The sequence below is a fragment of the Christensenella minuta genome, assembly GCF_003628755.1.
Taxonomy (GTDB): domain Bacteria; phylum Bacillota; class Clostridia; order Christensenellales; family Christensenellaceae; genus Christensenella; species Christensenella minuta.
Genome location: NZ_CP029256.1, coordinates 1,163,858 through 1,183,883, shown reverse-complemented (window position 1 = coordinate 1,183,883; position 20,026 = coordinate 1,163,858). Strand labels below are relative to the sequence as shown.

Below are 20,026 nucleotides of genomic sequence, written 5' to 3'. Positions count from 1 at the left end.
ACATGGCATACAAAATTTCGGACGCTTGCATCTCTTGCGGAGCTTGCGCGGCAGACTGCCCGGTAAACGCGATTTCCGACGGAGGCGATCAGTATCAGATCAACGCCGACGAGTGCATCGATTGCGGTGCTTGTGCTGCTACGTGCCCTGTGGAAGCGATTTCCGAGGCGTAAGCGAAAGTAGACAACACGAAACAGGAGAGACCTGCATTCCGCGGGTCTCTTTTTTCGGTTTTTACGCGGTATGGCAGAAGGATATGGTATAATACACCCATGGAACGAATCGACGATCTTCAACTGAAGGGGCTTTCCATCATACAGGATACCGAATTGTTTTGTTTCGGGACGGATGCGGTCCTGCTGGCAGATTTTGTGCGCCTGAAAAAGAACGCCCGCGTAGCGGATCTTGGGACAGGGACGGGTATTCTTCCCTTGCTGCTTTATGGACGCAGGGAGGATATTTCCGTACAGGCGCTCGAATTGCAGGAAGCCCTCTGCAGCCTTGCGCGGCGCAGTGTGGAAAGGAACGGGCTTACGGACCGGATCGAAATTATCCACGGGGATATCCGCGAGGCGCGCCGCCTGCTTACGGGCGAATTTGACGCCGTGGTCTCGAATCCTCCTTATGAAAAGGAAAATGCCGGTATCGGCAGCAAAACCGAATCCCACCGGCTCGCGCGGTTCGAGGCCGCCATTACGTTTCCGGCGCTTTGCGCTTCTGCGCGCGCGCTTTTGCGTTCCGGCGGGCGATTCACCTGCATCCACCGGGCGTCGCGTGCCGCCGGACTGTTCGCGGCCCTGCGTGAAAACCGGCTGGAGCCAAAAGAGGTGCGTTTTGTCCACAGCTTTGTAGACAGGCCGGCGGCACAGGTGCTGATTTCAGCGGTAAAGGATGGCAGCGAAGGGATCGAAGTCCTCCCGCCGCTGGTGGTGTACCGCGGGGACGGCAGCGAAACGGACGAGATTAGGAAAATATATCATCGGGACGGGATTTAAAATGGATGTTGGAAAACTGCTGCTGGTGGCGACACCGATCGGAAACCTTGGGGATATTACGCTGCGTGCGCTTGAGGCGCTCAGGGAAGCGGACGTGGTCGCGGCGGAGGACACCCGGCGGACGGTAAAACTTCTTAACCATTATGCGATCAAAAATAAACTGGTGAGCTTTCACGAATACAGCAGGGAAGCGCGTTTTGAGGAAATACTCGGCCTCTTGGCCGTGGGAAAAAAAGTGGCGCTTGTTTCGGATGCCGGAACGCCCGTCATTTCCGATCCCGGATACGAGCTTGTACGGCGGTGCATCGAAAAGGGGATTGAAGTTGAAAGCATACCGGGAGCATGCGCTGCGGTCACGGCGGTGACGCTTTCCGGGATGGATTGTTCCCGTTTTTTGTTTTGGGGATTTCTGAGTCCCAAACAGGCGGCGCGGCGGCGCGAACTGGAGGAAATCCAGGAAAAGGGCATTCCTTGCGTCGTCTATGAAAGCCCTAACCGTATTTTAAAGCTGCTTGCGGATGTGTGCGATATATGCGGCGCGGAAACGCGGGTATGCGTGTGCCGCGAGCTTACCAAGCTCCACGAGGAAAGCCTGCGCATGACAGCGGGAGAGGCAAGGGCGGAGCTTGGCGGCAGGGAGGCTATAAAAGGCGAATTTGTCGTAGTGATTGATCCGCAGCCGGCCGAAACGGAAAAGCTCTCGGAGCAACGGATCGCGCAGGAGGTGGAAAAACGGCTGCAAAGCGGGATGACAAAAAAATCTGCAGCCGCGGAGGTGGCGAAGGAATACGGACTTCCCAAAAACAGGGTTTACGGAATCGCGCTTGGAAGTGGAAAACGCGAATAAACTGGCGTCGTAAAGGTGGGTTTCATGAAAATCGCATAAGAAAAGCATTTTCGTGAGCGGCATACTTGTATTTTGATGAAAAATATAGTAAAATGAGGCATCAGACAACATAGGCAAGGGGTAATTATGAAAGTAGTATGTTCGGCGGTCTTCCGGGACCTGCCAATCCATGAATTGCAAGACAGGACGGCTGTAATGGTAGATGCGCTTCGCGCGTCCGCAACCATCATTACGGCAATTTCAAACGGGTGCGACAGGGTAGTTCCCACAGGAGAGGCAAACGAAGCTGCCGCGATCAAAAAGATCTCGGAGGGCAATGTTCTTTTGTGCGGGGAAATCGCGGCCCAGAAGGTGGGCGGTTTCGATTTGGGGAATTCTCCTTTGGAGTATACGCAAAACGTTGTACAGGATATGGTTATTTTGTATTCCACATCCAATGGTTCCATTGCGGTTAAAGAACTGGCGGCTGCGGACAACGTCCTGATCGGCACCTTCATCAACGCGCAGGCGGTTGCGAAAAAGGCGGTGTCCCTCGGAAGCGATATCGTTCTGGTTTGCGCGGGGACGAAGCGGAAATTCTCAATGGACGACATTATTGCGATGGGCTGCATCCTTGACCGGATGCTGAAGATAGGCGGCGACATTGAGCTTGACGATATGGGAAGAGTTGCCCTGAAATTGTACCACGACGCGAACCACGATATTCTCGGGGCGCTGGAAGGCAGTACGCAGTTTGAATACTTGAAGCAGCTTAAGCTGTATGACGATCTGGAGTATTGCACGCGTGAGGATATGTTCGACGTCGTTCCGGTATATCAGGAGGGAGTTATCATCAAAGGATAACCCGGTCGGAATGGATTCCAGGGCACAGCCTGTAGGGCTGTGCCTTTTCTATGCGCGGGCTTGCGGTCTTCGCGTATGGAAAAGGGTGCCGTATTGAAAAGAACGCCGCAAAAAGCTATAATAAAAATTATGCTGAAAAAAGGAGCCATGGAAATGAGCGAAAAATTTTATATTACCACACCAATTTACTATCCCAGCGACAAGCTTCATATCGGGCATGCGTACTGCACGACGGCCGCAGACAGCATCGCGCGCTTCAAGCGTCAGACCGGATATGACGTGATGTTCCTTACGGGGACGGACGAGCACGGCCAGAAGATCGAAAAGATTGCGACGGAAAAAGGCATGTCGCCCAAGGAATATGTGGATGGCGTGGTGGCGCAGATCAAGGAACTGTGGAAGCTGATGGATATTACAAACGACGATTTTATCCGCACGACCGACAAGCGCCACGAGGAATGCGTACAGAAGATATTCCAGAAGCTTTATGACCAGGGCGATATCTATAAAAGCGAATACGAGAGCTGGTATTGTACGCCGTGCGAGGCGTTTTGGACGGACCGCCAGCTTGTGGACGGAAAATGCCCGGACTGCGGACGCGAGGTGCATAAAGTGAAGGAAGAAAGTTATTTTTTCCGTGCATCCAAATATGCGGATCAATTGATCCAATATATCAAAGACCATCCCGAATTTATCCAGCCGGAATCCCGCAAGAATGAAATGCTTAACAACTTTCTGCTTCCGGGGCTGGAAGACCTGTGCGTATCCCGCTCTTCCTTCAAATGGGGAATCCCGGTTCCGTTTGATAAGGACCATGTGATGTATGTTTGGATCGACGCGCTGTCAAACTACATTTCCGCCCTTGGCTACCTTTCGGATGACGACAGCAAATTCCGCAAATACTGGCCGGCGGACCTGCATCTTGTGGGAAAGGAAATCGTACGGTTCCACACGATTACCTGGCCGACGATCCTGATGGCGCTTGGCCTGCCCCTTCCAAAGCGGGTTTACGGGCATGGATGGCTCACCCTGCAGGGCGGGAAGATGAGCAAAAGCCGCGGCAACGTGGTAGACCCGGTAGTGCTCGTCGGACGTTACGGCGTGGATGCGATCCGTTATTTCCTGATGAGGGAAGCGCCGCTTGGCAGCGACCTTATGTTCTCGAACGAGTTGCTGCTTTCGCGGATCAACGCCGATCTGGCGAACGATCTCGGAAACCTGCTTTCCCGCACGGTGGCTATGATCGGAAAATATTTTGGCGGGGAAGTACCGCGGGCGGGTAAAACGGAGCCTGAGGACCGGGAGCTGCTCGCCATTGCCGAAGCGCTGCCCGGCAAGATGGACGCGCTGGTAAGCGAATGGAAGGTGTCTGAAGCCCTGACGGAAATCTGGCAGTATATCGGCATGCTGAATAAATATATCGACATCACGATGCCGTGGGCGCTTGCGAAGGACGAAACGAAAAAGGAGCGCCTCGGAAGTGTAATGTATCACTTGGCGGAGGGGCTGCGCATTGTAAGCGTGCTTATCGAAAGCGTTATGCCGCAGACAGCCGTAAAGATGAGACGGCAGCTCGGCGTGGACCGGAAACCGGAGCTTACCAGTTGGGAGAGCGTCAGCGCCTACGGACGGCTCCCGGAGGGAACGCGCGTCGAAAAAGGGGAAGCGATCTTCCCTCGTATCGACATCGAAAAAGAGCTTGCGGAGCTCGATAAGCTGATGGCGGCGGCACAAACGGAAAAAGCGCAGGAAAAAGAACCGGAAACGGAACAGATCACGATCGGCGATTTTAAAAAGGTACAGCTGAAAACCGCTCTTGTAACAGCATGCGAGAATCTTGAAGGATCGGATAAGCTTTTGAAATTGACGGTGAAGTGCGGGCAAGAGACACGGACTATCGTTTCTGGGATTCGCGAGAGCTTCACAGCGGAGGAAATGGTTGGGAAGACGGTTGTTATCGTTGCCAACCTGAAGCCCGCTAAGCTGCGCGGTACGCTTTCCGAAGGGATGATTCTCGCCGTTGGCGATAACCCGGAAGTGGCGCTTGTGACTGCGGATGCAAAGGATGGAATGACCGTTGGATAAGGGAATGCTTTTTGATACGCACGTCCATCTTCTGGATGAACGGTTTGACGATGACCGCGAAGCGGTTCTTGCACAGCTTACCGGGCATGGAGTGGGAAACGTGGTAGAGGCCTCCTCCGACCTTGAGAACAGTATCCATGCGGCGGCGCTTGCGCGGGAACATCATACCGTGCATGCGGCGGTAGGGCTTCATCCGCACAGCGCGAGCGAATGGGACGGACGTACGGAAGATGAGCTGCGGACTCTGCTGCAAGAGCCTAAAGTCGTTGCGGCAGGAGAGATCGGGCTTGATTATCATTATGATTTTTCGCCGCGGGAAAAGCAAAAAGAGGTGTTTGAAAAGCAGATACGGCTTGCGCTGGATGTGGATGTGCCGATCGTGGTGCACAGCCGCGAGGCGACGGCTGATACGATGGAGATACTGAGAAAATATCCGGGTGTGCGGGGAGAGATGCACTGCTTTTCGGGAAGCGTGGAAACTGCAAAGGAGCTTGTGAAGATGGGCTTCTATATCGCGTTTGGCGGCGCGCTGACTTTTAAAAACGCCCGGAAAACGGTGGAGGCGGCACAGGCCGTCCCGCTCGACCGTTTGCTGGTGGAAACGGACTGTCCCTATATGACGCCCGTTCCGTTCCGGGGTAAAAGAAACGAACCGGCCTATGTGAGGTATGTGGCGGAAAAACTCGCGGAAGTAAGGGGAATTCCGACGGAGGAAATCATCCGCATAACAGAAGAAAATGCAAAACGGTTTTTCGGGCTTGCATAATGTTTATCGTAGGAAGGGAAGAAAAACAGTGCGCGCTTTGCGCGTGCGGAAATGGGAAACGGTTTGGATACATATATTTACAGGATCGGGGACAGAAATTATATCAATCTGACGAACAAATGCACAAATGATTGCGAGTTCTGCGTGCGCAGGACGGAAAAAGGGGTCGCCGGATACGAGCTTTGGATGGAGAAGGAACCGTCGGCGCAGGATATTATAGACCTGCTTGAAAAGGATAAGACCGACGTCGTATTTTGCGGCTATGGGGAACCGACGATCAAAATTGACGAATTAAAGGAAATTGCCGCTTATGTGAAAAATTACGGCGGCCATACGCGCATCAACACCAACGGACATGCGAGCGTCTATCACGGCCGCGATATTGCAAAGGAGCTTGTAGGGCTGATTGACGAAGTTTCCATCAGCCTTAATGAGGCGGATGCGAAGAAATATGAGCGCGTGGTGCACAGCCGCTACGGGGAGGACGGATTTCGTTATATGCTCAATTTTGCCCGGGATTGCGTCAAATACGGCATTAAGACAACGCTTTCGGTAGTGGATGTAATCAGCCCGGAGGATATCGAAACCTGCCGCAGGATCGCGGAGGATATCGGTGCGGACTTCCGGGTGCGTCATTATATCGCTTAGATGCTGCGAAGTTGCCGAAGAAAAAACTCCGTTCCGGTTTGGACGGAGTTTTTTTAAAAAAAACGGATTTCAAAGGTATACTTTAGCGTACGGCCGTTTCTTATCCGGTCCAGTGGCCGCGTGCCTTTAAAACAGAGACTTTCTACTCATCCCATTATAACCGAAACACAAAATAATACAAGTATTCAAAAGTATACTTTTGGAAATATCGGTAGTATAATAATGGTTAACTGCATTGAGAACAATCAAAATAAGAGCATAACCTGCCTTCGAGAGGCCGGAACGGGCCTGTTAATTGCCCGGGAAAAGGAAAATTGCATGTTTGACCTGATTGACGAGATTTCAGAGCTGCTCTATATCAGTGATCCTGAGACATATGAATTATTATACCTGAATAAGCCGGGGCAGGAGATGTTCGGCGTTTCCGATATTTCCGGGAAAAAATGTTATAGGGTATTGCAGGGGAAAGACGCGCCCTGTGAATTTTGTACAAACGGAAAACTGTCACAGGATAAATTTTATGTCTGGTATCATAGCAATCCAATCGCCCACAGGCATTATCTGGTCAAAGATAAATTGATCTCGTGGCAGGGGAAAATGGCGCGCATGGAAGTTGCCCTTGACGTCACGGATAAAGAAAAGCAGCGCCTCAAGCTGGAAAACGCACTTGAGACGGAGGACTTGATTCTCTCCTGTGTTAAAATACTGCACGAAATGAGACATATCAATGAAGCGGTAGGCTGCATTATGGAGCGGATCGGAACCGCGCTCGACGCAGACCGCGTCTATATTTTTGAAATTGCGGGCGAACAGATGAGCAACACCTATGAATGGTGCGCGCCTTCCGTCATACCGCAAATGGAGAATTTGAAAAACATGCCGGTGTCGATCATCGACCGCTGGGTAGAGGTTTTCCGGAAGAATCGCTGTATCTATATTGACGATATTGAAAAAATAAAATACCAATATCCCCAGGAATATGAACCACTGAAGGAACAGGCGATCAAAAGCCTGGTGGCTGCGCCGCTGAATCTGAATGGGAAGCTGATGGGATATATCGGCGTAGACAATCCGCAGGCGGAGCCAAGCAACCGTATCGAGCCGGTGCTGGAAACATTGGGCTACTTCCTGGCGTCGAGTATCGACAAGGTACATGCGAATTTTTTGCTTGAGAAACTGAGCTTCCAGGACGTCCTGACGGGGCTGTGCAACCGGCACAAATTTATACGCGACATTGATAAACTCCAAGTGCGGGGCGTCGACACTATGGGCATCGTGTATCTTGACGTAAACGGTTTGAAAACGGTAAACGACAGGTGCGGGCATTCGGCGGGGGACGATCTGCTGCAGAAAACGGCCGACCTGATACGGACGGTCTTTCCCGAGGAAAACGCCTACCGGATCGGAGGCGACGAATTTGTGGTATGCTGCCCGGATTGCGGAAAAGAAGAATTTGAACGCAGCGTATTCGAGCTTAAAAACGCGTTCCTTTTAAGTCGGGACTGCAACGCTTCGGTGGGCAGCAAATGGGCGGAGGGCGCTATTGACGTACGCAGGCTTGTGATGGAAGCCGACGAGCTTATGTATGAAAATAAAAAGAAGTTTTACCACAATCATCAGACCACAGGGCGCTACCGCTATTATGTCGACGATACGCTCGGACTGGAAAAAGGAGACGCGCTGATGCGTGCGTTGAAGGAAAACCGGTTTCTGGTTTATTTCCAGCCGAAGGTCAGCGTAGGCGACCGTAGCCTGATCGGGGCGGAGGCGCTTGTCCGGTACCGGAGCCACAGCGGCAAGATTGAGCCGCCGGATTACTTTATACCGGTTCTCGAAAATGCGCGCTTGGTAAACCATATCGATTTGTTTGTGCTGGATAAGACCTGCGGGATTGTTTCCGGCTGGTTAAAAAAAGGTTATCGGGTTCCGCCCGTATCTGTGAATTTTTCGAGGTATACGCTGCTTGAAAAGGATTTTATCGAAAAGATCAGTGAGACTTGGGAAAAGCACGATATTTCCAAAGAGATGATTGAAATCGAGATCACTGAAAGTGTTGAGGACGTGGACGGGGATTATATGGAATGGATCATCCGCGAGATCAAGCGGGCCGGATTTTCCGTTTCCATTGATGATTTCGGCGTGAAATATGCGAACCTTGCCCTGCTGAAGAATGTCGATATCGATACGCTCAAGCTTGATAAGAGTATGCTTATAAATATCGGAGAACAGAAAAAGACGTGCAGCCTGATCGGTTCAATGGTCCAGTTTTGCACGGAAACGGGGATCCGGTTCATCGTGGAAGGCGTTGAAACAGAGGAGCAGTTCCAGATCGTGCAAAACTTGAAGTGCACGGGCGCGCAGGGTTTCCTGTTTGGCAGGCCGATGCCGGAGGAGGAATACCAGAAGCTGCTTACCCGGGTATAAACGGCAATAAAAAGGCGGATGGGAAGCTCCCGTCCGCCTTTTGTTTTTATGCCGCAGACTGCTGCTGCCTGACGCCTGCCCGCCTGGTGACCAGCCAGCCGAACAGGAAGAAGACCGCCGCAAAGATGAACCAGAACAGGAATGCGTTTATCAGGCTCGACGACATCCATATGAAGACCTGCGCGAAGGAAGAAAGCGGCTGGCCGGGAGTCCCGGCTGCGTTCACGGTAAAAACCGCAAGGACGATCAGGGCAGCGGGAACGCACAGGGACACGATCCACCTTGCTGCTTTATTCATCCGGTAATAGGCGCCGGCAATAAAATATCCCAGAGCCATCAGGGCCATGTTGAGCGCAAAGAAGAACAGGAACTGAATTCCAAGCCCGTCGCTGAATAAGGGCACCCACGTCGCGGGAGACAGGCTGGGGACTGCGTCTGCCGCGACCCCGAATATTGCTGTCACCGCGCTGGCAAGCACCGAAAAAATCAGGAAGCTCAGGAAATGCGTCCTGCGGGAAACGCCGTTTGCAAACGCAATATGGATATTTTCCGCGAAAGAGGAGCATCCGACGACGAAGAGAAAAAAGGCGCCGATCGCCGCAGCCCCGAAATTGAAAGTGCCGACGCCGCCTGCCGAGGATAGGGAGAAGAAAACGATCGTCAGGGTGACGGACAGCGCAAGGATGATTCCATAAAACGTCAGAAATGCAGGTAAATTCGCTTTTAATTGCCATAAAGTCATTTGTTTGATTTTCATTTTGCGTTCCTCGCTTTCTTATGCGTTCGTCAGGTGGATGAACAGCTGCTGCAAATCGAGCGGCGTCACCGTGAGGGGCTCAGGAATTCCGCCGGGCTCCCCGAGAATATGTGCCAGCATAAGCCCGCCGAGCTCCTGGCTGCCCAGTATATTTTTGCCGGTGCACCAGGCGAGGACGTCTTCCTTCCTGCCGGATACTGTGAATCCCATACTACGGATTTCTTCGGCAGGCCGGTCAAGGAGAATGCTGCCGTCTTTAATAATAACTACATGCTCAATGAGCGCCGATACCTCTTCGATCAGGTGGGTGGACAGGATAACCGTGCAGGGCTTTTCCGCGTAACGCATGAGAAGCTCCTGGTAAAACAGTTGGCGGTGGTTTGCATCCAGCCCCAAAACCGGTTCATCGAACAAAAGGTATTCCGCTCCCGAGGCAAGCGTCGCGATCAGCTTGGCGATGGAGCGGTATCCCGTGGAAAGCTGGCCGAATTTTTTACGCGGATCGAGACCGAATTTTTCCGCGAGCGTGTCCGAATAGGCAAGGTCAAATTCCGGATGGAAGAGTTTCGACCATTCAAACATCCTCCGTACCCGTACGGAGGGCTCGTATAGGGTGTCTTCGCTCATATAAGAGATGCGTCCCAGCGCCGTGTCATTTTCCATGACAGGCATACCGTCCACATATACAAATCCCTCCGAAGGAATCAAGCGGTTCGCAATCAGGTTTAAAAGCGTCGATTTGCCCGCGCCGTTTCGACCTAAAAGACCGTAGATGCGATTCCCGCCAAAGCTTACGTTGAGCCGTTTCAGGGCGGAGACCTGCCTGAAATTCTTGGTGATATTTTTTGCTTCAATCATTTTGCTGCTCCTTCCGTTATCATGCGTATAACCTCGTCGGGGCTGATTTCCAGTTTTTTCGCTTCCGCCAGAAGCGCGCAGACATAGTCGTCAAAAAAAGACCGCCTTCGCTTCGCGCGGATTTTTTCCTTCGCACCCCCATGGACGAACATACCGATTCCGCGCCGCTTATAGAGGATGCCGCCGTCTACAAGAAGCGTCATGCCCTTCAGCACCGTTGCGGGATTGATCTTATACAGCGTGGAGATTTCCGTAGTGGAGGGAATCTGCGTGTCCTCCGGAAACATACCCGAAAGGATGGAGTCCTCAATCTGGTCCGCAATCTGGAGGTAAATGGGGATGCCGCTTTCAAAATCGATTTTCATGGCCGCCTCCTTAGTTAGTTACTTATGTAATTAACTATAAAAGATAACACGGGATTTGTCAAGTAAAATTTCGATACGCCGAAACAAAGGAAAAGCGGGAAGAAGGGCGGCCGGACAAAAGCATAAAAAAAGCCCCCCGCGGCGGGGCGGGGTACTGCGGCGCCCGTCTGGGCTGCAGGACCATGCCAAGCGTGATGGTGATTAATATTCCGCCAATCACTGTTTTGGCGCGCCCGCCTCTCTGGGGATCAAAAAGGCGGGCGCCGTGCTGATTATAACTTACAACGCTGAATTTATCGATGGGGCATTTTAAAAGCATCGCCAAACCACAGCGCTTAAAAAAAGCCGCATGACAGCGGCTTTTTTGGATCGCTTACAGTTCTTTTTGCAGCATCAGGATTTCTTCACCGCCCAAAATTTCGCTCTGCATGCTGTCGCTCGCAACGAACCCCAACTGTTCCCGGTAAATTTTGAGCGCACGGTAATTGGAGGGATCGACGTTGACTTCGACGAGCCGGATGCCGAATGCGCGCATATCGGCGAACGCGATATTGAGGAGGGATGTGCCGAGGTTCGGGTAAGCCTGCGGATCGATGATGTTGATGCTGTGCAGGAATACTTTGTCCGGATTGTCAAAGTTGCGCATAAAATAAACCGCGCCGAGTATTTCATCGTATTCCACTGCAACATACACGCGCGCATGGCGCAGCATCGCGATCAGGTCGAAAACGTCGAGCGCGCCGCTGTCGTAGGAAGAATTTTCGATCTGGATGAGCTGTTCCACCAAATCAAAATCCCGTTCTTTTATATGAAAATATTCAATCGCCATTTTTTCTCCTCCGGTTTGCGCACAGATTGCACATTAAAATTCTCTGATACAAAAGAATTATACCCAAAAACCTCATATATTGCAAGAGCAGCGTCTTATTCGTCCGCTTTGTCCGGCGGAGGCTCCCTGCGGGGACTGCCGGAATATTCCGCCTCGCAGGGGCTTCCCGGTGCGCTTTTAGGAACGGACGCTTTTTCGGAAAAACTGAAAGCGTTTTTTTCACCGATGATAATATGGTCGAGGAGGGGAACGGAAACAGTGTCCATCGCCAGGGCGGCCTGCCGGGTGAGGGCAATATCCTTTTGGCTTGGCTGCGCGCTGCCGCCGGGATGGTTATGCGCAAGCAATATTGTTTCCGCACCCGTGCGTACCACAACCTCCATAATCTGCCGCACATAAACGGGGACTTCGGTGGAGCTTCCGCGCGCAAGTAACTCAGTGTGCCGGATACGGAAGCGGGAATCGAGGCATACGATATAGAATTCTTCCTTTGTTTTCCCCCGGAACAGCAGGCCTGCGTAATCGACCGCGGCCCGGACCGAGGAGAGGGCGGATTGTGCCTCGCGGTCTTTAAGCCAGTATTTCCGGGCCAGCTCCGATTGCAGTTTTATCAGCGCCGCCGCACTTTCACCGATCCCGCTGATTCGCGACAGGTCCGCCGGGTCCGCGTCGAATACGTTCCGAAGGCTTCCGAAGCGGGCCAAAAGCTCGTGCGCGAGCGCGTTGGTATCGCGGCGGGGCAGGGCGTAAAAAAGCAGGAGCTCAAGCGCCTCGTGCTCCTCGAAGGAATCAAGCCCGTGTTTTAAAAAACGGTTTTTCAGCCGTTCACGATGTCCGTCGTGGATCGAAATACCGATCACCTCGCTGGGAATAGAATCTCTAAAGTATTAATTCGCCGCGCACCGGTGCGATTCCTTGTCCTGCGGAAAACGCGGTTAAAAAACAAAAAAACGGTATATATCCGCCGGGAAATCTGTTATAATATATAATGCTTATTTAGATGCGGCAATGACAGGCAAAGGAGAAAAAACCAATGCTCGAGTTTTCACTGGCACCGCGCAGGGATGAAATGACAGAAGCCCTGTGTAAAATACTTTCCATTGAGAGCGTGAAAAGCGCCCCACAGGGAAATATGCCCTATGGGAAAGGCGTGTTTGACGCGCTCATCAAAACGCTTGGCATTGCAGAGAAGCTCGACTTTGACAGTGTGAATTTTTATTCCCATCTTGGGTATGTGGAATATGGGGATGGGGATGAACTGTTTGGTATTGTGACGCACCTTGACGTAGTGCCTGCGGGAGACGGCTGGACGGTGCCGCCCTTTGCGGGAACGGTAAAGGACGGGCGCGTTTATGGCCGCGGTGCCATCGATGATAAAGGCCCGGCGGTCGCAGCCCTGTTTGCGCTTTCCGCAATCAAGGAAAACTGCATCAGCCTCAATAAACGCGTACGAATTATTTTCGGCTGTGACGAAGAGAGCGGATGGTCGGATATGGATTTTTACAAGGCAAACGGGGGCGAAATCCCCAATATGGCTATTTCGCCGGATGCGGAATTTCCCATTATCAATGCCGAGAAGGGGCTGCTGCAGCTTCGGGCGGTAAAAAAGGCATATCCCGGAGAGGGGGGAGACGGCCTTACCGTGGAATCCCTGCAGGCGGGTGAGCGCGTGAACGTAGTGCCCGCGGTGTGTACCTGCAAAATTTCAGGCAATACCAAAGCGGTCTGGCAGATGATGGACCTGTTCAATGAAGATTCCCCGGTAAAGATCGCCGCGGAGGAAGCCGCGGATGGACTCGTCCTTACGGCGCACGGCGTTTCCGCCCACGGCTCAAAGCCGGAGGAAGGCAGGAACGCGCTTGCGTTTATGATCCTGTTTTTGAATACGCTGCCGCTGAAAAAGAATGCGGTTTCCGATGCGGTCTACGAGCTTGCGGAATATATCGGTATGCAGACGGACGGAACGCATCTCGGGATCGCCGCGAGCGATGAATCGGGCGCGCTTTCTCTGAACCTCGGGTATTTTAGAACGACGGGGGAAGGCGTGGAAGCGGGGATCGATATTCGTTACCCGATCCATACGGAAAAAGAGACGGTGCTTTCTGCGGTCCGCAGCAGGATGAAGGGGCTTTCGATCGAGGAAATGTTCTCGCGTCCGCCGCACTATGTGCCGGAAGATTCTCCGCTTGTGGTGGGGCTCAAACAGGCATATGAGGAAGTAACGGGAGAAAAAGCCTATTGCATGACGATGGGCGGCGCGACCTATGCGCGGGCCTTCCCGAATTCCGTCGCTTTTGGGGCGCTGTTTCCCGGCCAGCAGGGGACGGAGCATCAGGCTGACGAATATATTGAAATCGATTCGCTGCTGAAAACGGCGGATATCATTGCCAACGCTATTTTAGTGCTGTGCAAATAGAGAATAGACGACAGAGGAGTTTTATGGATGAAGTGCTTGACAAGTGACGAACTAAGGCAAATGTATCTGGATTTTTTCAAGAGCAAGGGACACGCGGTCATAAAGAGCGCGTCGCTGATCCCGGAAAATGATCCGACAGTGCTCTTTACAACGGCGGGAATGCACCCGCTCGTTCCTTACCTGCTGGGGGAAACCCATCCGGCGGGAACGCGGCTCACGGATGTACAAAAGTGTGTGCGCACCGGGGATATCGACGAAGTGGGCGACGAAAGCCATTGTACGTTTTTTGAAATGCTGGGCAACTGGTCCCTTGGCGATTATTTTAAAAAAGAGGCAATCACTTGGAGCTTTGAGTTCCTGACGGATGAGAAATATCTCGGAATCGATAAGGATAAACTGTATTTCAGTTGCTTTGCCGGAGATGAGGACGCTCCGCGCGATACGGTGGCATATGACACGTGGCGCTCCCTCGGCGTAGCGGAAGACCATATCTTCTTCCTGCCTAAGGAAAACAACTGGTGGGGACCGGCCGGTATCACAGGACCGTGCGGGCCGGATACTGAGATGTTCATCGACACGGGAAAGCCTGCCTGCGGGCCGGATTGCAGCCCGGCATGCGGCTGCGGGAAATATCTCGAGATATGGAACGACGTATTCATGGAATATAATAAACAGGCAGACGGGACCTATGTGCCGCTTGAACAGAAAAACGTGGATACGGGCATGGGGCTAGACCGCACGATCGCGATTCTGCAGGGAAAAGGTTCCGTTTATGAAACGGATGTGTTTGCCCCCATTATTGCCAAGATCGAGGAACTGTCCGGAAAGAAATACGAAGGCGCGGACGAAGATACGCGGAAAGCGTTCCGTATCGTGGCGGACCATGTGCGCTGCGCGACCTTCATGATCGGCGACGAACGCGGCATTACCCCTTCCAATGTGGACCAGGGCTATGTGCTGCGCAGGCTCCTGCGCCGGGCGATCCGTTTTTCGGGGAAACTGGGGATTGCGGAAGGAAGCCTGCCCGCAATCGCGAAAGTCGTCATCGACAAATACGCGCATGCGTATGAGGAACTGAGGTTCAATGAAAATAAAATACTGGCGGAGATCGCCAAGGAAGAAGAGCGCTTCCAGAAGACGATCACGCAGGGCTTGAAGGAGTTTGAAAAAACGGTGGAGCGCCTTGAAGGCGACACCATCGATGGGAAGAGCGCTTTCCGGCTGTACGATACGTTCGGGTTCCCGATCGAGTTCACACTTGAGCTGGCTGCGGAACGCGGCCTCAAGGTGGATAAGGAAGGGTTCGACAAAGCGTTTGAGCATCACCAGGAGCTTTCCCATGCGGGGGCGGAACAGCGCTTCAAGGGCGGCCTCGCGGACACCAGTGAGCAAACGGCGCGCCTGCATACGGCGACCCATCTTCTGAATGCGGCGCTGCGCAAGCTGTTAAGCGAAGATATCGTGCAGAAGGGCTCTAATATCACGGCGGAACGCCTGCGCTTCGATTTCAACTTTCCGCGTAAGGTAGAGCGGGATGAACTCGATCAACTGGAAGCGTATGTCAACGAGGCAATCGCCGCGGGGCTTGACGTAATCGAAGAGGAAATGTCTGTTGAAGAAGCGAAACAGCAAGGAGCAATGGGCGTGTTTGACTCCAAATATGGCGATCTTGTGAAGGTATATACGATCCCCGGTTATTCCAAGGAGATTTGCGGCGGCCCTCACGCGAAAAATACGGCGGAGCTTGGGCATTTCAAGATCAAGAAAGAACAGAGCAGCAGCGCGGGAGTACGCAGGATCAAGGCTGTGCTGGATTAATGGCAGGCGGCATATTTTAAAAACAGCAAAAGACCGGCTTCACCGAAATGAACTGCCCCAAAAAGTCAGGCAAGAAATGAATTAAGCAGGCGGGAGGGCTTGCAGTCTGTGAACAGCAGGCGGCAAGCCCTTTAGCTTTGCCTTGATACGGCGGTTATTACAATAATAGGGATAGACGGGGAGTAGCTCCAATGTAAAATGTTCCCCGGATTCAAGCTCCTGAAAATATAACGATGAGCGTACCAAAGAAGTTTTCTGTCACAGCGCTGTCCAGGCAATTCCATTTACGGTTCGTTCTTCGGCGGACACCCTTCCCTTAAGTATTCCTTGTTATTACCTGTGCTGGCGCTGCCAACCGGCCTGCCCTAAAAATATAGCTAACAATATCGCCGCTGTCCCAATCCGGAATAGGCGGCAAATACAACTTTTGCCCGAATTTGCGCCGGTATCGCCCGTCTTCCAAAACCAAAGCCCAGTATGCGTTCTCCGTTCGCAATCGTTGCACCTCGGCGATTAGGTTTTCTTCCACGAAAAATTGATTTAAAAAAAAGTTATTGACAGATAGAACTTGGGGTGGTAAGCTAGACACAAAAATACCCACGAGTGCAATTTAAATAAACTGAAATTATGGGTGGTCAGATATGAGTGAACTTAACAAGCCTGCCGCAACGCTTAAGGATGTTGCACTTCGTTCTGGTTATGCGTTGAGAACGGTAAAAAAGGTAATGAACGGCGATACGAGCGTCCGGGAGAAAACCCGCGATGCGGTGCTTCAGGCTGCAAATGAGCTGAATTATAAAAAAAACCGTCTTGCAAGCGCGTTGGCACAGCAAAAAAGCATAAAGATCGCCATTGTTTATTCAAAGGTGACAAAAACATATTTTCCGGAAATCAAAGAAGGATTTTTACAGTTTGCGGAAGAGTTTAAGGACTTTGGGTTATCGGTAGAAATATCTGAAATTCCCATAAAGGGGTGGAAATACCAGCATCAGGTATTGGAGTCGCTGCGCGGCAGGGAAGATATCGACGGGATAATCCTGCAGCCGACAAACACAACAAAGCTCAACGAAATTATCCACGAGCTTACCATCAGCGGCAAGCCTGTAATCACATTCGGGGCGGACGCCCCGGCAAGCGACCGTATCTGCTATGTGGGGCCGGACGCATACAGGGCCGGACGCATCGGCGGGCAGCTTCTCGCCAATTACATTGGCAAACAGGGCAAGGTTTGCGTAGTGATGCAGACGATCGAGCATATGCAGACAATTTACCGCAAGCACGGTTTCACCGACTACCTCCAGGAGCATTGCCCCAAGATCACTATTTCAGAGCTTTCAATACCGGACGATTCCGATCTTTACGTAGATACCGTTTATAAATTTTTAAAAGAAAACGACGATTTTTCAGGCGTCTTTTGTACGGATGCAAATACCTATTTGATTGGCGAGATGATACGCGAAGCAAAGAAAAAAGGAATGCGGCTCGTCGGGTTCGACCTCTCGGCGGAGGCGATTGAGTTGATGAAACAGGAATATATCGACGTAATCATCGACCAGAAGCCCAAGCTTTTCTCGTATGCGGCCTTGGAAACCATGTTTAAATATCTCTATAACAACGAACAGCCGATAAAAAAGATCATTCATACGGATTTATCAATTCTCACGAGCGAATGCTTTAACGGACAATCTCTATAGTAAAAAATACAGCGAGAGTGAAACTTTTCAAACAAAAAATGCACTCGAGTGCATAAATGAATATAGGGGCGGTACAAATAGGACTGCCCAACAAATTATAAGAAAGGGGAGTATGGCGCAGGACCGACAGCCATAGAAAAAGGAAACATGAGCAGGCAAGGAGCAGAAAGCACATTACAGATCAAAAAAAGCGGTTTTAAAAAATGTATGGAGGCAAGGGAATTCACACTGGCGGTTTTATTGCTGGCGATTATCGTATTGCTCTCGGTTACAACAAGGGATTTTGCCAATCCGGCAAACGTCAGAGTGCTGCTTCTGGGAATGACGTCCGACCTGATTATAGCCGTACCAATGGGCATATCGCTGATTGCGGGAAATATCGACTTCTCTGTCGGCTCCACAATGGGGCTGGCCAGCGTGCTCGGCGGCATGATTATCAACGCAACGGGAAACGCGGTGGCGGGGATCGTAGCGGCGCTCCTTATAGGCGCCGTGCTGGGAATTATCAACGCGGTCATGATCTGCCACCTTCATGTCACTCCCCTTGTGGCCACGCTTGGCACATGGATGGCCTATAAAGGATTGCAAAAGGTAATTGCAGCAAATGCCATTGCCAATTTCCCACAGGACTTTTTCGCGCTCGGCCGCACTGAATTTAATTTCTTTGGAGTGAGCGTACCGATCAGCATCATTTATATGCTCGCGGTGTTCGCTGTGGGAATATTTGTGCTGAAAAAGGTCAACTTTTTTCACAATGCCTATTTTATTGGCAGTAATAAAGATTCCGCACGCCTTGCGGGCATCAACATCACGAAGTTTACTTATGTCTCCTACATGATTACGGGTATCCTGGCGGCCTTTGCGGGAATGGTACTGGTTTCGAGGCTCGGCACCGCAAGCCAGACGATCGGCTCAGGCCTTGAATTCCGTATCGTAGTTGCGCTCCTCGTGGGCGGTCTTTCAATGGACGGAGGCGAAGGATCGATGATCGGGATCGGTATGGGTGTACTGCTGATGCAAATCATAAGCAACGCGCTGGTGCTGACGGGGATCAATCCGAACTATTCGGAGGTTATCATCGGCGCGATTCTGGTACTGTCGGTCGGTATCGACCAAATCAACAAGCGGCGGCGTGCAAAGGCGCACGCATAGGGGTGGTGATCTTATGGCAAATGCAATCGAACTGAAAGACATAAAAAAGGGGTTCGCCGGTGTGCAGGCTCTGAAAGGCGTGAGCTTTGCGATTAAAAAGGGAAGCGTGCATGCGCTTATCGGGGAAAACGGCGCTGGGAAATCAACGCTGATGAAGATACTGTCCGGCGCGCAGCGTGCGGACTCGGGCGAAATATTTGTCGATGGTAAAAAGGCGGACATTGCAAATCCGATCGTGGCGACAGAGCTTGGCATCGGCATCGTATACCAGGAGCTGAACAACTTTATGCACCTGGATGTTGCCAGCAACATACTTTCGCACGGGCTTCCCCAAAAACACGGCATGATTAATTACGACAAAATGTATGCGCAGGCACGGGAAATCCTCGATAACATCGGGCTTACGCATATCAGTGAGAAGGGTACGATGAGCAGCCTGAGTTTGGGAGCGCAGCAGATGTGCGAAATCGCGGGGATCGTTTCCAAAAACGCGGATATTGTAATCCTTGACGAGCCGACCTCAGCCCTCACGGAAACGGAAACGAAAAAGCTGTTTGAGATCATCGCGGACATCAAGTCCCGCGGGGTTACGGTCATTTATATTTCGCACAAGCTGGACGAAGTATTATACCTTGCGGATGAGATCACCGTATTAAAGGATGGGGAGCACGTAACTACCTTTGAAAAAACGCCGCAGACCACTAAGGAAGAGCTGGTGCGGTATATGGTCGGGCGCGACGTGGAATACGATTACAAAGTAGGGACCAGCGAAATCGGAGGAGTGATACTCCGCGCCAGCAAGCTGAATAGGGGGAAAATGGTAAGGGATGTCGATCTTGAGCTCCATAAAGGCGAAATACTTGGAATTGCCGGGCTGGAAGGCTCGGGCAGGACGGAGCTCCTGGAAACGCTGTTTGGATGCTGCCGGGCGGAAAGTGGGGAAATTGAGGTAGAAGGAAAAAAACGCACGATTAAAAATCCAATGGAAGCAAAAAAATGCAAAATGGCGTATATCACCAAGGAACGTAAAATACTGGGGCTGTTTCTGGGACTGAGCGTAAACAGCAATATCGTGGCGGCAAGCACGGAGCGATTCAGCAAAAATGGAATAGTGCAATACCAGGACATCAGGAAAAATACAGAAAAGTATGTGGATGCGATGTCCATCAAAATCAGTGGCATAAACCAGAACGTGATGGATCTTTCGGGCGGCAATCAGCAAAAGGTGTTGCTGGCAATGTGGATGACCACGAACCCGGATATTATCATGATCGACGAACCGACCCGCGGCGTGGACGTAGGTGCGAAGGCGGAAATCCATGCGCTGCTTCGCAAGATGGCGGTGGACGGCAAGGCAATCATACTGGTGTCGTCGGAAATGTCGGAGCTGCTTGCCTCGTGTGACAAGATCGTATGTATGTTTGAAGGAAAAATTACGGGCATACTGGACAATAAGGAAGCCGGCGAGGAATCTATCATGAAGCTGGTATCAGGGCTTTCCTAGGAAGGAGAACTATTTTCCTAAGATA

General features: G+C 51.7%; 18 protein-coding genes. 13 read left to right on the top strand and 5 right to left on the bottom strand.

Annotated features, from left to right (window positions below; genetic code table 11):
* Nucleotides 1-2: 2 nt before the first annotated feature.
* From B1H56_RS05655 to B1H56_RS05620, 8 genes are all read left to right on the top strand, one after another.
* Nucleotides 3-173: a 4Fe-4S ferredoxin gene (locus B1H56_RS05655; RefSeq protein ID WP_066517968.1), complete on the top strand. Its 171-nt coding sequence runs from the start codon at nucleotides 3-5 to the stop codon at nucleotides 171-173.
* Nucleotides 174-272: 99 nt separating this feature from the next.
* Complete coding sequence (locus B1H56_RS05650) at nucleotides 273-995, top strand: tRNA1(Val) (adenine(37)-N6)-methyltransferase (RefSeq protein ID WP_066517971.1); 723 nt, start codon at nucleotides 273-275, stop codon at nucleotides 993-995.
* Nucleotides 892-1,842: a 16S rRNA (cytidine(1402)-2'-O)-methyltransferase gene (rsmI, locus tag B1H56_RS05645; protein WP_082771127.1), complete on the top strand. Its 951-nt coding sequence runs from the start codon at nucleotides 892-894 to the stop codon at nucleotides 1,840-1,842. The genes B1H56_RS05650 and rsmI overlap by 104 nt, the downstream gene beginning before the upstream one ends.
* 126 nt (nucleotides 1,843-1,968) lie before the next feature.
* Nucleotides 1,969-2,685 (top strand): 2-phosphosulfolactate phosphatase, encoded by a 717-nt coding sequence (locus B1H56_RS05640; RefSeq protein ID WP_066517976.1) that lies wholly within the window; start codon nucleotides 1,969-1,971, stop codon nucleotides 2,683-2,685.
* A 153-nt stretch (nucleotides 2,686-2,838) separates the two neighbouring features.
* The gene (metG, locus tag B1H56_RS05635) at nucleotides 2,839-4,770 is read left to right on the top strand and encodes a methionine--tRNA ligase (RefSeq protein ID WP_066519207.1); all 1,932 of its coding nucleotides are present in this window, start codon (nucleotides 2,839-2,841) and stop codon (nucleotides 4,768-4,770) included.
* A gap of 4 nt (nucleotides 4,771-4,774) precedes the next feature.
* Nucleotides 4,775-5,536: a TatD family hydrolase gene (locus B1H56_RS05630; RefSeq protein WP_066519208.1), complete on the top strand. Its 762-nt coding sequence runs from the start codon at nucleotides 4,775-4,777 to the stop codon at nucleotides 5,534-5,536.
* 51 nt (nucleotides 5,537-5,587) lie between these two features.
* Entirely contained in the window at nucleotides 5,588-6,184 is a 597-nt protein-coding gene (locus B1H56_RS05625; RefSeq protein WP_066517978.1) for a TatD family nuclease-associated radical SAM protein, read from the top strand.
* A 318-nt stretch (nucleotides 6,185-6,502) separates the two neighbouring features.
* Nucleotides 6,503-8,608 carry a sensor domain-containing phosphodiesterase gene (locus B1H56_RS05620; RefSeq protein WP_066517980.1) on the top strand — a complete coding sequence of 702 codons (2,106 nt, stop codon included), beginning with the start codon at nucleotides 6,503-6,505 and terminating at the stop codon, nucleotides 8,606-8,608.
* Between the two features lie 46 nt (nucleotides 8,609-8,654).
* Here the strand turns inward: B1H56_RS05620 and B1H56_RS05615 are convergent, their stop codons facing one another.
* The 5 genes from B1H56_RS05615 to B1H56_RS05590 form a co-directional block, all read right to left on the bottom strand.
* Nucleotides 8,655-9,365: a hypothetical protein gene (locus B1H56_RS05615; protein WP_066517991.1), complete on the bottom strand. Its 711-nt coding sequence runs from the start codon at nucleotides 9,363-9,365 to the stop codon at nucleotides 8,655-8,657.
* A gap of 18 nt (nucleotides 9,366-9,383) precedes the next feature.
* Nucleotides 9,384-10,223: an ATP-binding cassette domain-containing protein gene (locus B1H56_RS05610; protein ID WP_066517993.1), complete on the bottom strand. Its 840-nt coding sequence runs from the start codon at nucleotides 10,221-10,223 to the stop codon at nucleotides 9,384-9,386.
* Nucleotides 10,220-10,588, bottom strand: a complete 369-nt coding sequence (locus B1H56_RS05605; RefSeq protein ID WP_066517996.1) for a GntR family transcriptional regulator — start codon at nucleotides 10,586-10,588, stop codon at nucleotides 10,220-10,222. The genes B1H56_RS05610 and B1H56_RS05605 overlap by 4 nt, the downstream gene beginning before the upstream one ends.
* A gap of 373 nt (nucleotides 10,589-10,961) precedes the next feature.
* Nucleotides 10,962-11,417 (bottom strand): GNAT family N-acetyltransferase, encoded by a 456-nt coding sequence (locus tag B1H56_RS05595; RefSeq protein ID WP_066518004.1) that lies wholly within the window; start codon nucleotides 11,415-11,417, stop codon nucleotides 10,962-10,964.
* A 95-nt stretch (nucleotides 11,418-11,512) separates the two neighbouring features.
* Nucleotides 11,513-12,277: a JAB domain-containing protein gene (locus B1H56_RS05590; protein WP_066518007.1), complete on the bottom strand. Its 765-nt coding sequence runs from the start codon at nucleotides 12,275-12,277 to the stop codon at nucleotides 11,513-11,515.
* Nucleotides 12,278-12,450: 173 nt separating this feature from the next.
* Here B1H56_RS05590 and pepV point away from each other — a divergent pair, with 173 nt between their 5' ends.
* The 5 genes from pepV (at nucleotide 12,451) to B1H56_RS05565 (ending at nucleotide 20,001) form a co-directional block, all read left to right on the top strand.
* Nucleotides 12,451-13,833 carry a dipeptidase PepV gene (gene pepV / locus B1H56_RS05585; protein ID WP_066518009.1) on the top strand — a complete coding sequence of 461 codons (1,383 nt, stop codon included), beginning with the start codon at nucleotides 12,451-12,453 and terminating at the stop codon, nucleotides 13,831-13,833.
* Between the two features lie 27 nt (nucleotides 13,834-13,860).
* The gene (locus B1H56_RS05580; RefSeq protein WP_082771129.1) at nucleotides 13,861-15,651 is read left to right on the top strand and encodes an alanine--tRNA ligase; all 1,791 of its coding nucleotides are present in this window, start codon (nucleotides 13,861-13,863) and stop codon (nucleotides 15,649-15,651) included.
* 641 nt (nucleotides 15,652-16,292) lie between these two features.
* Nucleotides 16,293-17,345 carry a LacI family DNA-binding transcriptional regulator gene (locus B1H56_RS05575; protein ID WP_066518011.1) on the top strand — a complete coding sequence of 351 codons (1,053 nt, stop codon included), beginning with the start codon at nucleotides 16,293-16,295 and terminating at the stop codon, nucleotides 17,343-17,345.
* Between the two features lie 147 nt (nucleotides 17,346-17,492).
* A complete protein-coding gene (locus B1H56_RS05570) occupies nucleotides 17,493-18,497 on the top strand; it encodes an ABC transporter permease (protein WP_066518014.1) in 1,005 nt (334 codons plus the stop codon).
* Between the two features lie 13 nt (nucleotides 18,498-18,510).
* Nucleotides 18,511-20,001 carry a sugar ABC transporter ATP-binding protein gene (locus tag B1H56_RS05565; RefSeq protein WP_066518015.1) on the top strand — a complete coding sequence of 497 codons (1,491 nt, stop codon included), beginning with the start codon at nucleotides 18,511-18,513 and terminating at the stop codon, nucleotides 19,999-20,001.
* The last annotated feature ends 25 nt before the right edge of the window (nucleotides 20,002-20,026 follow it).

Excerpts from the sequence above, each read along its gene's own strand:
- B1H56_RS05655 (WP_066517968.1), top strand. The coding sequence starts at position 3 with ATGGCATACAAAATTTCGGACGCTTGCATCTCTTGCGGAGCTTGCGCG.
- B1H56_RS05650 (WP_066517971.1), top strand. The coding sequence starts at position 273 with ATGGAACGAATCGACGATCTTCAACTGAAGGGGCTTTCCATCATACAG.
- rsmI (WP_082771127.1), top strand. The coding sequence starts at position 892 with ATGGCAGCGAAGGGATCGAAGTCCTCCCGCCGCTGGTGGTGTACCGCG.
- B1H56_RS05640 (WP_066517976.1), top strand. The coding sequence starts at position 1,969 with ATGAAAGTAGTATGTTCGGCGGTCTTCCGGGACCTGCCAATCCATGAA.
- metG (WP_066519207.1), top strand. The coding sequence starts at position 2,839 with ATGAGCGAAAAATTTTATATTACCACACCAATTTACTATCCCAGCGAC.
- B1H56_RS05630 (WP_066519208.1), top strand. The coding sequence starts at position 4,775 with ATGCTTTTTGATACGCACGTCCATCTTCTGGATGAACGGTTTGACGAT.
- B1H56_RS05625 (WP_066517978.1), top strand. The coding sequence starts at position 5,588 with ATGGGAAACGGTTTGGATACATATATTTACAGGATCGGGGACAGAAAT.
- B1H56_RS05620 (WP_066517980.1), top strand. The coding sequence starts at position 6,503 with ATGTTTGACCTGATTGACGAGATTTCAGAGCTGCTCTATATCAGTGAT.
- B1H56_RS05615 (WP_066517991.1), bottom strand. The coding sequence starts at position 9,365 with ATGAAAATCAAACAAATGACTTTATGGCAATTAAAAGCGAATTTACCT.
- B1H56_RS05610 (WP_066517993.1), bottom strand. The coding sequence starts at position 10,223 with ATGATTGAAGCAAAAAATATCACCAAGAATTTCAGGCAGGTCTCCGCC.
- B1H56_RS05605 (WP_066517996.1), bottom strand. The coding sequence starts at position 10,588 with ATGAAAATCGATTTTGAAAGCGGCATCCCCATTTACCTCCAGATTGCG.
- B1H56_RS05595 (WP_066518004.1), bottom strand. The coding sequence starts at position 11,417 with ATGGCGATTGAATATTTTCATATAAAAGAACGGGATTTTGATTTGGTG.
- pepV (WP_066518009.1), top strand. The coding sequence starts at position 12,451 with ATGCTCGAGTTTTCACTGGCACCGCGCAGGGATGAAATGACAGAAGCC.
- B1H56_RS05580 (WP_082771129.1), top strand. The coding sequence starts at position 13,861 with ATGAAGTGCTTGACAAGTGACGAACTAAGGCAAATGTATCTGGATTTT.
- B1H56_RS05575 (WP_066518011.1), top strand. The coding sequence starts at position 16,293 with ATGAGTGAACTTAACAAGCCTGCCGCAACGCTTAAGGATGTTGCACTT.
- B1H56_RS05570 (WP_066518014.1), top strand. The coding sequence starts at position 17,493 with ATGAGCAGGCAAGGAGCAGAAAGCACATTACAGATCAAAAAAAGCGGT.
- B1H56_RS05565 (WP_066518015.1), top strand. The coding sequence starts at position 18,511 with ATGGCAAATGCAATCGAACTGAAAGACATAAAAAAGGGGTTCGCCGGT.